14 protein-coding genes are annotated in these 13,335 nt (G+C 35.6%); 5 read left to right on the top strand and 9 right to left on the bottom strand.

Features of this window, described 5'->3' with window-relative positions:
• Positions 1–7: 7 nt before the first annotated feature.
• The 6 genes from H625_RS0105410 to H625_RS0105385 form a co-directional block, all read right to left on the bottom strand.
• Positions 8–562 carry a helix-turn-helix domain-containing protein gene (locus H625_RS0105410; protein WP_026859008.1) on the bottom strand — a complete coding sequence of 185 codons (555 nt, stop codon included), beginning with the start codon at positions 560–562 and terminating at the stop codon, positions 8–10.
• Between the two features lie 111 nt (positions 563–673).
• The gene (locus H625_RS12635) at positions 674–1,144 is read right to left on the bottom strand and encodes a nucleoside 2-deoxyribosyltransferase (protein WP_035785239.1); all 471 of its coding nucleotides are present in this window, start codon (positions 1,142–1,144) and stop codon (positions 674–676) included.
• A gap of 45 nt (positions 1,145–1,189) precedes the next feature.
• Positions 1,190–2,626, bottom strand: coding sequence for a Na+/H+ antiporter NhaC (gene nhaC, locus H625_RS0105400; RefSeq protein ID WP_026859007.1), 1,437 nt, complete (start codon positions 2,624–2,626; stop codon positions 1,190–1,192).
• An 18-nt stretch (positions 2,627–2,644) separates the two neighbouring features.
• Positions 2,645–3,391 (bottom strand): hypothetical protein, encoded by a 747-nt coding sequence (locus tag H625_RS0105395; protein ID WP_026859006.1) that lies wholly within the window; start codon positions 3,389–3,391, stop codon positions 2,645–2,647.
• Between the two features lie 11 nt (positions 3,392–3,402).
• A complete protein-coding gene (locus H625_RS0105390) occupies positions 3,403–4,404 on the bottom strand; it encodes a proline racemase family protein (protein ID WP_026859005.1) in 1,002 nt (333 codons plus the stop codon).
• Positions 4,401–5,579 (bottom strand): NAD(P)/FAD-dependent oxidoreductase, encoded by a 1,179-nt coding sequence (locus tag H625_RS0105385; RefSeq protein ID WP_026859004.1) that lies wholly within the window; start codon positions 5,577–5,579, stop codon positions 4,401–4,403. Before H625_RS0105385 ends, H625_RS0105390 begins: the two co-directional genes overlap by 4 nt.
• Before the next feature lie 150 nt (positions 5,580–5,729).
• Between H625_RS0105385 and H625_RS0105380 the strand changes: the two genes are divergently transcribed.
• The 5 genes from H625_RS0105380 (at position 5,730) to H625_RS0105360 (ending at position 10,248) form a co-directional block, all read left to right on the top strand.
• Complete coding sequence (locus tag H625_RS0105380; protein ID WP_026859003.1) at positions 5,730–7,094, top strand: sigma-54 interaction domain-containing protein; 1,365 nt, start codon at positions 5,730–5,732, stop codon at positions 7,092–7,094.
• Positions 7,095–7,151: 57 nt separating this feature from the next.
• Positions 7,152–7,430, top strand: coding sequence for a (2Fe-2S)-binding protein (locus H625_RS0105375; RefSeq protein ID WP_026859002.1), 279 nt, complete (start codon positions 7,152–7,154; stop codon positions 7,428–7,430).
• Positions 7,423–7,755: a (2Fe-2S)-binding protein gene (locus H625_RS0105370; protein ID WP_026859001.1), complete on the top strand. Its 333-nt coding sequence runs from the start codon at positions 7,423–7,425 to the stop codon at positions 7,753–7,755. The genes H625_RS0105375 and H625_RS0105370 overlap by 8 nt, the downstream gene beginning before the upstream one ends.
• Positions 7,748–8,914: an NAD(P)/FAD-dependent oxidoreductase gene (locus H625_RS0105365; protein ID WP_026859000.1), complete on the top strand. Its 1,167-nt coding sequence runs from the start codon at positions 7,748–7,750 to the stop codon at positions 8,912–8,914. The genes H625_RS0105370 and H625_RS0105365 overlap by 8 nt, the downstream gene beginning before the upstream one ends.
• Before the next feature lie 134 nt (positions 8,915–9,048).
• The gene (locus H625_RS0105360) at positions 9,049–10,248 is read left to right on the top strand and encodes an RNA polymerase factor sigma-54 (RefSeq protein WP_026858999.1); all 1,200 of its coding nucleotides are present in this window, start codon (positions 9,049–9,051) and stop codon (positions 10,246–10,248) included.
• Positions 10,249–10,300: 52 nt separating this feature from the next.
• Here H625_RS0105360 and H625_RS0105355 read toward each other — a convergent pair whose 3' ends face one another.
• The 3 genes from H625_RS0105355 to H625_RS0105345 form a co-directional block, all read right to left on the bottom strand.
• Positions 10,301–11,182 (bottom strand): dihydrodipicolinate synthase family protein, encoded by an 882-nt coding sequence (locus H625_RS0105355; protein ID WP_026858998.1) that lies wholly within the window; start codon positions 11,180–11,182, stop codon positions 10,301–10,303.
• 92 nt (positions 11,183–11,274) lie between these two features.
• The gene (locus H625_RS0105350; protein ID WP_026858997.1) at positions 11,275–11,805 is read right to left on the bottom strand and encodes a helix-turn-helix domain-containing protein; all 531 of its coding nucleotides are present in this window, start codon (positions 11,803–11,805) and stop codon (positions 11,275–11,277) included.
• Positions 11,806–11,829: 24 nt separating this feature from the next.
• Positions 11,830–13,317 (bottom strand): aldehyde dehydrogenase family protein, encoded by a 1,488-nt coding sequence (locus tag H625_RS0105345; RefSeq protein ID WP_026858996.1) that lies wholly within the window; start codon positions 13,315–13,317, stop codon positions 11,830–11,832.
• Positions 13,318–13,335: the final 18 nt, after the last annotated feature.

The raw sequence follows: 13,335 nt of genomic DNA, 5'->3' as shown, positions 1-13,335 counted from the left end.
TTATATTTTATTTACTGTAGTACATCACCATCGTCATTTTCACCATGACGTCTCCATCATTTTTATAAATGTGCGGCTGACTGCCGTCAAAAATCATCGCCTCATCTTCACATAGATGTGTCTGTGTTCCGTTAATATCCATAGTCAGTCTGCCCTTATTAATAAATATATGTTCTTCCACACCAGCAGTATGAGGTTCCGAATGATGCGCACTATCCGGATCGATTTCAAGGTTGTAAACTTCAAATAATTTTTCCGGTGAAAACGGCACAACATTGTAGACGCGATACTGTTCGTTATTTTCTGTAACCAGCTGTGTATCTTTTTTTCTAATCACTTGGATTGCTTTCTGCGGGCGGGTAATCAGTGAAGAAAAAGACACTTTGAAACCATCTGCTATTTTCCACAATGTGGTCACTGTCGGCGTTGAGTCCCCTCTCTCAATTTGAGCCAGCATTGCTTTGCTGACACCTGTAAGCACGGAAGTTTTGTCCAGGCTCAACCCTCGTTCTTTACGGATACTTTGCAGATTACTGCCGATAAAAGCTACATTTTCTGTCATATAAAGCACTCCTGATTATTTAATTTAAATCACTATAGCATATATTTGTATGCTATAACATACAAATATAATAAAAAAACAGCATATTCTGAAAATATGCTGTAAAAATTTTTATTTTTCTTTTGCAACCGGTGCATGATGATAATTTTTGAATCTGATTTTCTTCTTTTCATTGAAGTCGTATTTAGCAAGTTCATCAATGTCCTGCAGATATACATCAAGTGAATCCGTCAGCATTAAGTTTACCGGCGCTTCTGTTACAGGATCTTTTTCCTGATATAAAAGAATAAATTTATTCAATGCCTTACCGTAGCCGATTTCAAACGCTGTACCTGGGTCTACATGTTCACCTTCATAATCATGAACAGCGACAACAGCATCGCACCACTCAACGTGTTTAATGTCATTCGCGTAAACAAAATCACGCCACTCATCAGAACCATGTTCGAGATGCTCATCCTGCTGCAGACGCGGTGAAAATACTTCCGTCACTGTCGGATTAGCTGCTAAAGCTTTTTCTACTCTCTTTACTCTTTCAACCTGTTCGTCATTAAAAAATGGACTGCCTAAATAAATTTTCACATGATTACCTCTATTCTTTTACTAAAAGAATATCATAATTTACATTTAATATGACGTTTTAACTTTATCTTCTGTACTTTCAGCATCTTGTTCTTTTTCATAGTCATCTTTATCCAGAATGAACAATCCAAAGTAACTATATATTAATGTAATTATAATAACTAGGAATCCATACCAGAAAAAGGGGATGTATGCTAGTGTTGCGACACCGAGAGTCGCCGCCATAAACACTCCACCATCTGACCACGGTACCATCGGAGTAGTTACTGTACCTCCGGCTTCAACGTTTCTCGAGAGCAGTGTTCTCGACACATTTTTTCTGTTATAGTTTTCTTCAGTAATCTTAGTTCCTGTTAATAGGGATACGTACGCCGCACCGCCAAAAAATACCCCGAAAAAGGAAGCTATCATTGTTGTTAATGTTAAATTTCCTGTATTAGTTGCCCATTTGGCAAAAATATCCCCTATAACTTTAAAAGCACCAATTGTTTGTAGCAATCCGCCGACACCCAATGCGAGAATGATTAATAGTATTACTTCCAACATGAAGGTAATGCCTCCACGATTAAGTAAGCTGTCTATAAATACAATTCCCGTCGACTGTGTACTTCCGGAATACAATGTTTGTATTGCTTCTATGAAACCATACCCTTGGAATATCGCTGCCCAGAAACTTCCAATCAATGCTCCAAAAAGTATTACTGGCACAGAAGGCAGTTTGAAAAGAAGCATAATTACAACAACTAAAGCTGGTATTAACATGATCCATGAAATTTCAAATGATTCCTGCAGTCCAGCCATTGTATCTTTAGCAATAGTTAAATCACCGTTCCCTTCAGATATTACTGCACCGGTAATCCAGTATGCTATCGCTGCAATTATAAAAGCAGGAACCGATACATAAGCCATGGAACGAATATGTCTGAATAAATCTACTTTAGATAGTGTAGCTGTCATGACAGTTGTATCTGATAAAGGAGACATTTTATCACCCACATAACAACCAGAGATTACTGCACCGGCAACTAGGTAAATTGGCAGTCCAAAACTTTCTCCGATCCCCATCATTGCGATGCCTGCTGTTCCTGCAGATCCGAATGACGTCCCAGTAGCAATAGCGGTAATTGCACAAATAATCATTGCCGCCATCAGGAAAATACTTGGACTGATAATACTTAATCCATAGTAAATCATCGTTGGGACAACCCCGCCAGCTATCCATGAACCGATTAACGCACCTACTGCTATCAGTATTAATATTGCGCCCATACCTTCGTATATCCCTTTAAGCAATCCTTTCTCCATCTTTAAGTATCCGTGTCCGAGGTAAAGACCAAACCCCATAATCATAAACCAGACGACGAGCAATGCCAATTGAATAGGTAATTCCAGTATTACGATAAACCCGAACATAATTACTACAAATAACCCCAGTATTGTAAGTAGTATCGCCAGGCTCGGTAATCTTGGTTCTTTTGCCATAAATATTTCCCCCTAGTTTTATTTAATAATAAATCCTTCTTTATAAATATCTGTATCATCGATGTAAAATTGTGAATTGGACACCAAATAATATTTATAATTAACTTTATTATTTTTAATTTCAACATTGTCTCCCGTTAATGCTGTTAATTGCGCTCCTTGGTATTTTCCAGTCAACAATGAAATCACTTCTATAACCGGATATGGAATAATTCTTCCATTTTTGTTTACTGATATAAATTTGCCTTTATTATATAAAACTAAAAAATCAAAATCATGTTCAATTTCTGCAATTAAAGCTTTGATGTCAGTGAGATTATTCACTTCTATTTGCAGTTCAGTTTCTACAATTTTCAACGTTTTACCATTTATTGAATAGCTATCATTGTTTTTATTTACCTCATATATAATTGAAGAACACAGTTCCTCATTACTATATGCCAGTCCGTCGCCATCCAGCAGTAGTGAATATTTCTCTCTTTCTTTAATTCTCTTTCGATCTACTAATGATTTAACAAATGATTTAAGTAATAGCTCTCTATTATCAATTATGTCCGAGCTATCCAGTGTTATTTCTAAAATATCATTCTCAGGATTTTCTCTGTAAGTAATTAAATTGATGTATTTGTTTCCTCTTGGTTCATTTATCAACAATGTTTTACTGTTAAATGGGGCTGCGCTGCCTGTAAACTCTCCAGCTTCTACTACTCTCAGCAACTGCCCGTTAATCTGAATATCATAACTGTTAATTATTTTTGTAATCATCTGCCTGCCCCCTATATTTCAGGAATCAATAAGTAGCCTTCATTCATTGAATCAGATTCATGCATGTAAAAATCATGTCTCGCCATCAGCCACGCCGATCCCGTAATTGAAACTTGATTATAAATAATACCGTCCTTTTCTTTTGCATCAAGAAGCTGCGCTTTAAATTGCGATCCTGTGATACTTTCATGTATAAAAGTATCATTTATGCCCATCCTGTCTTTTTTAAATAATGTAGCTACTTTGGCACATGTACCTGTTCCGCAAGGTGAACGATCTATACCTCCTGGTGGAACAATTACTGTATTTTTAGTCACTTCGCCTTCTTCATACAGTTCCATATGTGTCAGTTTATTGATAAATTCATATTCTGGATGTTCAATTTCATGTTCGCAATTTATAATGTCCCTCACTTCCATCGCTTTCGCTACAATTTCTTCCGAACGTGAAACGTCCAATGTCACTTCTAAATCAGAAGCTTTTATAATGCCGTAAAAGTTGCCGCCATATGCAATATCGCAATGAACTATTTTATTAAGATAATTCACCTCTACAGTTTTTAGATGAAATGAAGCAGTACTGTTAAATGTTACTTCTGTTACTTTTCCATCAGCCACCTTACATTTTGCTTCTACTATTCCGGCAGGTGTATCCAGTACTACTGATGTAATTGGTTCTTTCCTTTCAACATAACCAAGCTCTACAAGTGCTGTACACGTGCCGATTGTGTCATGACCGCACATTGGCAAATATCCACCAGTTTCTACAAAAATTACACTGAAATCTGCTTGTTTATCTATTGGAGGCAACAGTATTGTTCCACTCATGACATCATGCCCTCTTGGTGGATTAACAAGAAACTTCCGGATATAGTCATAGTTTTCTTTCATATCCAGCATCTGCTTCTGTATGGTATCTCCCTTCAGACGAGGCATGCCCGCTAAAACTGTCCTTGTAGGGTTTCCGCCTGTATGTGTATCGACTGTTATAAATTGCTTACTATTTAAATTCATACCTTAACCTCCTTAAATCGATTAATACTTAATGGACTAATATCATCCTTCAAAGTGTTTGTCATCATTTGTGACATCCATAACCCTGTAATTGCTGATAAACCGATACCATCTCCCTCGTGACCCGCCGCAATATAAAATCCCGGAACAACAGTATCAGAAATAATCGGCAAGTTGTCAGGGGTCCATGGTCTCAATCCGGCGTAGCTTCGAATAAAGCTCATATCCTTCATTGGTGGAAAATATTCAATGGCGCGCTCCGCGATAAGTCTGATGACCTTATGATTAACATTAGTGTTGTAACCAACAAATTCTCTACTGCTTCCAATTAAAAAATTCTGACTCTGTGTTGCTTCATGAACAAGCGCAACACCATAATCATTCATCTCTTTAGAAGCTTGTCTTTCTTTACCAAATTTAGTCATTAAATAACCAAATTCCTGAATTTTTCTTGAACCCAATAATTCAGCTCTGGATGATACTAAAATATGACCTTTTCTAGGTACAACTGGAACTTCGATATCCAATAATTTTCCTACATGCGGTGAATAAATCCCTGCTGCATTAATCACCTTATTAGCTTTGAATACTTTTTCATGAGACATTACTTTAAATTCACCATCCTGAATATGCTGAATATCAGTTACTGGTGTCATTTCAAATAATGAGAAATCATATTTTTTTGCCTGGTTAATTAATGAGAATGCAAGCATATAAGGATTTATAGTAGAATCATTTGTGCATTCTATTCCGCCAATAAGATGATCTGAGAAATACTTGGAATCATTTTTCAAATCCTCTTTAGTCAATTTCTTAAAAAACTTATCTTTCCCGTTTTCTTTATTGTGATAATCCACCCAGTTATAACCCTGCTCGATTTCATCTTCATTTGCACATAAGAAAATACTTCCCGGATGCCTGAATTCGAATTCCATTTCAAGTTCTGTCGACAATTGTTTAATCAAAGCCTGACTTTTAATTGCCATTCTGCTGTCAAATCCAGGCTCTTTATCGATAAGCAATACATTACCATCACATTTAGAACTCGTACCCGAAGCAACCGTATTACTTTCAAGTAGAGCAACTGATAATCCGGTTTTAGCGGTATAGTAAGCGATACTCGCACCGATAATACCGCCGCCAATAATTAATACATCATAAATTTTGTTATCCATTATTCCACTCCTGCCTAATTAATAAGCTTGTTAATAATACATAAGAAAATAACGTGCCAGCTATTTAAAATAGAATGTCGTTAATTTTGCTTGAATTAGTAAAGAATTATATAATTATTATGAATAATTTAACTATTAGGGGTTGGAAGTATGTTGGACAAAGAAATTATAAATATATTAATTAATTTTCATAATTACTCTTTCACAATTATTGATAAAGAAGAAAACGTAATTTACTGGAGTGACAGAGCTGCAAAAATTTTTAATATGGATAACGATTACGTAATAGGTAAAAAAATCACAGATATTTTTGCAGAAGATAAATTAATTATGGTTAAGTCTTTGCGCGAAAATAAAATAATTGAAAAACAGCAGCACAGAGCAACTGAAGATGTGTATGTAGATATTAAATCTGTACCTATTTGCATCGATGGAAAAGTAGAAGGTGCGATTGTCTCAGAAGTGAATGTAACGGAGAAGATACAGCGTGAAGAACAAATTGAAATACTGAAAAATAAAGTAAGTTCTCTCTCAGATAGCATGCAGCAGCTCAATAATTCGAATTTTAAAAATATCATTTACAGAAGTTCTGTAATGGAGCGTGTCAAAAGCCAGATAGAACGTGCAGCAGAAACAAATGCGAACATCCTGATTACTGGTGAAACAGGCGTAGGTAAAGAATTATTTGCGCAGGCGATTCACAGTACAAGTAAAGTAAAGGGTGATATGGTACCTATTAATTGCGGAGCAATACCCAGCCATTTATTTGAATCAGAACTATTCGGTTATGAAAAAGGAGCCTTCACAGGTGCTAACAGAGCAGGAAACAAAGGTAAAGTCGAACTCGCAGAAAATGGCACACTGTTCCTTGATGAAATCGGTGAAATGCCTATTGATATGCAGGTTAAGTTCTTACGAGTACTCCAAGAAAAACAGTATTTTAAACTGGGTGGCAACAAAGAAATGAATACAAATTTCAGATTGGTTTCAGCAACGAATAAAAAGATTTCAGACTTACTATCCTCAGAAGAATTCAGATCAGATTTACTTTACAGAGTCAACGTTGTGAACATTCACATTCCACCGCTTCGTGAGCGCCCAGAGGACATAGAGGCATTATTTTATTATTATTTATACAGTATGAGTGAGAAATATGATATGTCCATAAAATATGCCAATAAGAAACTAATCAGTGAACTTAAAAAGTACCCTTGGCCGGGCAACGTCAGAGAACTGATGAACGTCATAGAACGTCTGGTGATTTTCTCTAATGAAGAAACGTTAAATAATGAAATTTTCCATCAGTATTTAACCGAAGTTGGGGAAGACAATTCTATTTCAAAAAATATAATTACCGATGAAACAATTGAATTAAAAGATTACGTTGAAAAAATTGAAGCAGATTATATTAAATATATTCTCGTTGAAAATAATAATAATATTGAGAAATCCAGTGAAATCCTTGGAATCAGCAGACCTACACTTTATGCAAAAGTTAAAAAGTTTGGCTTATAAAGTAATAGTGGCATGGTTTTTTCTTATAACCTTTAATAGTTAAAAGAGGTGCTTAATATGAGAAAAGAAGAAGACTTCGTAGTATGCAGATGCGAAAATGTATATTACTCAGAACTTATTGAAATTATGGAGGATGGTGCCAGTAATTCGAGAGAATTAAAATTAAAATCACGGGCTGGCATGGGCTTTTGTAACTCCAGAACATGCGGACCCCTTCTCGAGTCAATGACTGATGATAAAAATAATGACTCTCCTCACTATGTTCATTTAAAATCACAGCCGCCAATCCGAACAATTTCTCTGCTCAATCTGGCAAGGGGGAATAATAATGACTGAAAGAATTACAAAGCATAAAATTTTAGATGATCTGGAATTAAATATTGTGCCTTTTACTTGGAATAATCATACGCTCTATGGCAATGAAGGGGAAAGCGTCACTGCTGCTCTTCTCGCTAACAATATTAGAAAAATACGAGAGCATGAAAAAGACGGCCAACCTCGCGGTATGTATTGTAATATCGGACATTGTTCAGAATGCCGGGTTACCGTAAATGGTAAAAGAAATAAGAGGGCATGCCTCACACCTTTAGTACAAGATATGGTAATAGAACAACAATTTGAAATCCCTTATGTCGTTAAGGAGGGAAGCCCTTATGTTTGATACGATTATTATTGGCGCCGGCCCAGCTGGATTATCTGCTGCTAAAGTGCTCCAGGACAATCAAAGAGTACTGGTAATTGATGAATATTACCATGCCGGCGGCCGGCTGCTTGGACAGCTCTACGAAGAGAAAAAAGAGAAATGGTGGAACGGATTAAAAATTGCAAAAGAATTAATTTTGGAAACTGAAAAGAAAAGTGAGATTCTAATCAATACTTCTGTATACGATGTAGAATACAATGATAACTATACTGTACATACTACTGCAGGGGTGTTTGAAGCCTCTCACTTAATTATTGCAACTGGTGCCAGAGAAAAATCTACACCTTTACCAGGCTGGGATCTTCCCGGAGTTATGACAGTAGGCGCTGCTCAGATACTAACGAACTTTAATCGGGTAAAACCCGGAAATAAAGGAGTTATAATCGGCATTAATCCATTATCTATGGTCATTGCAATGGAACTTGGATATGCGTATATTGAGGTTGCTAAAATCTGTATGCCGCAAAGAAATATTATAAATACAAAATCACCAAAAGATGCATTTGAAACACTGCTTTCATTAGGCAGCTCTGCCCCATCGAAATTTATTTCTGCAGGAGTAGCAGTCGCTGATAAAGTGAAACCTTTACACCAAACTGCATTAAAATTATTTCCTTCTTCAGGAATCAAAGCATTAGGTTTACCTATTTCAATTAAAGAACAGGTTGTTAGTATTAATGGAACTGAGAAAGTTGAATCTGTTACAGTTCAAAAAACTGATTCAGAAGGTACTCCTATTCCAAAGACTAAATATGATATAGATTGTGATTTCGTCTGTATTTCAGATGGACTCGCACCACTCAGTGAAATTGCTTCTCTGTTGAATTTAAAACATGTCTATATGGAGTCGTTAGGCGGCTATGTGCCGCTCCATAGTAAAAACATGCAGACAGAATTACCAAACTTATATGTGGCAGGTAACGTTACAGGTATTGAAAATGCAAAAATCGCGATGCTTCAAGGAAGAGCTGCTGCTTTTAACATATTAGGATATAAAGGAAGATTGTCTGATACATTACGACACATTAATGATGAAAGAAAAAACGCAAAAGTAAAATTCCATGCGGATTTGATAGCCGGACGTGAAATACTTGAGAATATGTGGCAATCACAATAATAGAGAAGTTCATTCCATCTGGAGTGAACTTCTTTATTTTGAATTTTACTTTTTGTAAAGAATTATATAATTTATTAATATATATAATCCGTATGGTAGTATAGCTGTAAGTAAAATATTAGAGGATTGATATAATGATTAAGCTGGAAAACATTATTACCAACGACCTAAATATCACTTTAAATAGTTTTTTATATAATTCTATCAGTTTATTTAAATATAGTTCAGACGAATTAAATGACTATATTATAAATAAATGCCGTGACAATCCATTAATCTATATCGATGAGGATAAAATTCCTCTTACTGTTTTATCATACAGAAACGAAATTAAATCCGATGATATTCTATCAGAAATACTGCAACATTTTAATTGCTTTCTTTTAGAGAAAGATCAATTAACGATGAAATATATAATATATTCGTTAAACTCCAAGGGATTTCTGGAAGCGGATACAAAAGAAATTTGTTCAATAATGCATACTACCGAAAATAACGTCGAACATTTGATTAATCTTCTCCAAAATTATGAGAATAGAGGTATAGGATGCAGAAATATCATTAACTTCTTATTTTTCCAGTTAAAACATAAAAAAATTTATAACGATTATTTATTTTCAATTTTTATATCTCATATGGATGACATTCAAAAACAGAATTATTCATTTTTGAAATCTATTGATGTAAACGAAACAGATTTTTTATCATATGTGGATTTAATTAAAAATTACTGCGAATTATTTCCAGTTAATGGTGAAGATACGTCATATCTAACTCCAGAAGCATCGATTTTATTAGATGATAATAATCACTTTGTTATTCAGGTTCATGATTATTTATTAGAATCCGTGACGTTTGAGCCCATTAACCTAACTACAGCTGAGAATTCATTCACTCGTAAAATGGAAAGCTATAAAAACGACTATGAAGAACTAGTATCGATATTAAATGCTCGAAAAGTCTATCTGGCAGATATACTAACAATTATCGCAAATATACAAACTGATTATCTGATGGGGAATACATCGTTCTTAAATACTTTAGATCAAAATATGCTGGCAGAGTATACATCACTCAGTCCTGCTACAATAAGCCGATTGCTGCATAACAAATTTATCGCGACCCCAAGAGGCATTTATCCAATTAAATCTTTATTGTCAAAAAAATGTTATAAAAACACTTCAGTCAGTTATGTAATGTACCTCATTAAAAATTTAGATGACTTCGAAAATATACCCGACAACAAGATTTCAGCAATGTTGAATGAACAAGGAATTTCAATCTCCAGACGTACCGTCAATAAATATAAAAATCAATTGCTTGGAAAAATTTAATATAAATAAAAAAGAAGCATAAAATCTTAAAGATTTTATGCTTCTTTATAAATTAATCTAGTTTTTCCATTAATTTTTTCAAATTATTCACTTCGTCATCCGTTAAACCTAATCTCGGTTTACGTGATGGCCCTCCATTTAATCCTTTTAAATCCATAGCCTTCTTAACGATTTGTACGTATTTACCTGAGTCCTCAAGGAATTCACAAAGAGGCAGTAAGTCTTTATTTAATTTTCTGGCCGCTTCATATTCTCCCGCTTTAACATATTCATATAGTTTCTGTGCACTCTTTGGTGCAATATTCGCTGCAACCGAAACCCATCCAGTTGCTCCCTGCACAAATGATTCATATGCTAGATCATCAGAACCACAGAAGAATACAAAATCAGTATTATTAATAATTGCTCTTACTTTACGAATATCACCGCTCGATTCTTTAATGTATTGGACTTTATCCAGTTCTTTATCGATTTTATAAATAGTTTCATTCTCTAAATTCACATTGGCTGTAAATGGGTTGTTGTACATCATAATTGGTAATGAAACGCTGTCATTGACATCTTTAAACTGTTCAAATGCTTCTTCTTCAGTCGGTGTCTGGTAGTAAGAATTAATCAACAGCAAACCATCCGCATTATTATCTTCTGCAATTTTTGCGTACTCTAGTACTTTACTCGTTCTTTCATCTGCAATACCTACCAGTAGTTGAGTCTCTGAGTCTTTCACCATTTCACCCACAAGCTCAACGATTTTCTGTTTTTCATCATCGTCTAATGAAGCAAATTCTCCTGTACTACCAACAATAATAATGCCTGGTACTTTCAGATCCAAATAGTACTGCACATTTTCTTTCATGCCATCATAATTTACTGAATAATCCTCGTTCATTGGTGTGATTAATACTGGAAATGCGCCTTCAAATGTTTTAGTCATAATAATTTTCCCCTTTTGTTTTTACTGTGTGTGAAATTTTAATTTATAGAATAAGCATTCTTATAATATTGATTAAAAGAATGCTTATAAAGTTATTTTTTTGATGATGATACTAATAATATTTTTGTCACTTCATTGGTGCCGTTGTACCAGTGATGTGCAATTGATGAGTCGATATGAATAGATTCATTTTCATAGAGTGTGTCTTTTCTGCCATCCAGTTCAACTTCCAGCTGACCAGTCAGTACATACACAAATTCCTGTCCGGCGTGCTGGTATGGCACTTGCTGAGATTCATTAGATTTTAATTCAATGATTGCCGGTATGAAATCAGGATGTGATATTTGTCCAGCAAGACTTGTATATGAAAATACTTCACTGTTGATTCCTTCCTGAATTAACTGTTTCTTAACATTCGAATTACTGTTTCCGAAGAAAAAATTGACATCGACTTCTAAAGCATCAGCTATTTTATTTAAAGATGTGAATGTTAATGTGCGTAGGCCTCTCTCGATTTGTGATAGAAAACTAATCGACAAATCACTCCGGTCACTGAGTTCTTGAAGCGTCATCTTTTTACTTTTTCTAACTTTTCTCAGTTCAATGCCAAATGAATCGTTCATATCTTAACTCTATCCTCTCGTTTTCTAATCTACTTTGTGGTTAACAAATACACTTTTCACTTCAACGTAATTGGAAATGCCATATTCGCCGCCCATTTCTCTGCCTATACCTGATTTTTTATAACCGCCGAATGGCATTGTTTCCAGTTCAAGACCAAAGTCATTTACCCAGACAGTCCCAGCTTGTAATTTACTCGCTATATGATGGCCTTTCCTGATACTTTCTGTCCATACACTTGCAGCTAGTCCATACTCACTGTCGTTTGCACGTTTGATAACTTCTTCTACTTCGTCAAAAACAAATACTGACATTACAGGTCCGAAAATCTCTTCTCTCGCTATCGTCATGTCGTCTTTTACATCAGCAAAAATTGTTGGTTCTACAAAATAACCTTTGTCCCCTTTACGTGAACCACCCACAAGTAATCTTGCGCCTTCTTCTTTACCTTTCTCAATATAACCAAGGACCGTATTTAACTGTTTTTCAGAAACTAACGGACCATATTCAGTGTTATTATCGAGTCCTGGTCCAACAACCGCCTTACCAGCTTTTACTTTTAAAGCTTCAAGAACATCGTCGTAAATTTTGCGCTGCACGTAAATACGTGTTGTAGCACTGCAGTTTTGACCTGAGTTATACATAGTTCCATCAAAAATACCATCGAGTGCTGTATCAAGATCCGCATCTTCTAAAACTACTGCCGGTGACTTTCCACCAAGTTCTAAAGTAATACTTTTAATATCATCTGCAGCATTTTTCATAATTGAACTGCCGGTTTTAGTTGATCCAGTAAAGGCAACTTTGTCGACATCCTTATGAGTAACCAACGCATTTCCCGCAACACTTCCTGATCCTGGAACGACATTGACAACACCATCCGGAAACCCTGCTTCTTTAAATAATTTTGCTGCATATAGTAATGAAAGTGGTGTTTCTGAAGCCGGTTTAATTACTATCGTACAGCCCGCAGCAAGTGCTGCTCCCATTTTCCAACCTGCCATTGCCAGCGGGTAGTTCCACGGTATAATCTGACCGACAACACCTACGGGTTCATGCACTGTATATGTTAAATAACCATTCAATACATTTGTAGTCTGTCCCGAAATTTTAGTCGCCCAACCTGAGTAATACCTGAAATGCTGAATTGTTCCATCAATATCATCTTCCAATGCCTGCATATAAGGTTTGCCGTTATCCAATGCTTCGAGCTGTGCCAGTTCTTCACGATGCTCCTCCAGTAAGTCTGCAAATTTGTAAATAATATGTGAACGTTCTGCCGCTTCCATCTTTGTCCACTCACCATTATCAAATGCTTCCCTTGCAGCTTGTACAGCCTTATCGATATCAGATTCATCAGCTTCTGAAACTTTAGCTATAAGTTCTTCTGTTGCCGGATTTAATACATCGAATGTTTTCCCGTTTTTTGCCGGTATATAACTGCCGTTAATATACAATCCTTTGTCTCCGTCTAAGAATTCCTGAACGCGCGACTTCAATGTTTCAATTGCCATATGAAAATTATCCCCCTT

Source organism: Jeotgalicoccus psychrophilus DSM 19085, assembly GCF_000425845.1.
Classification (GTDB): domain Bacteria; phylum Bacillota; class Bacilli; order Staphylococcales; family Salinicoccaceae; genus Jeotgalicoccus; species Jeotgalicoccus psychrophilus.
Note: the sequence above shows the minus strand (reverse complement) of the source record. Positions and strands in the feature narration are given on the sequence as shown.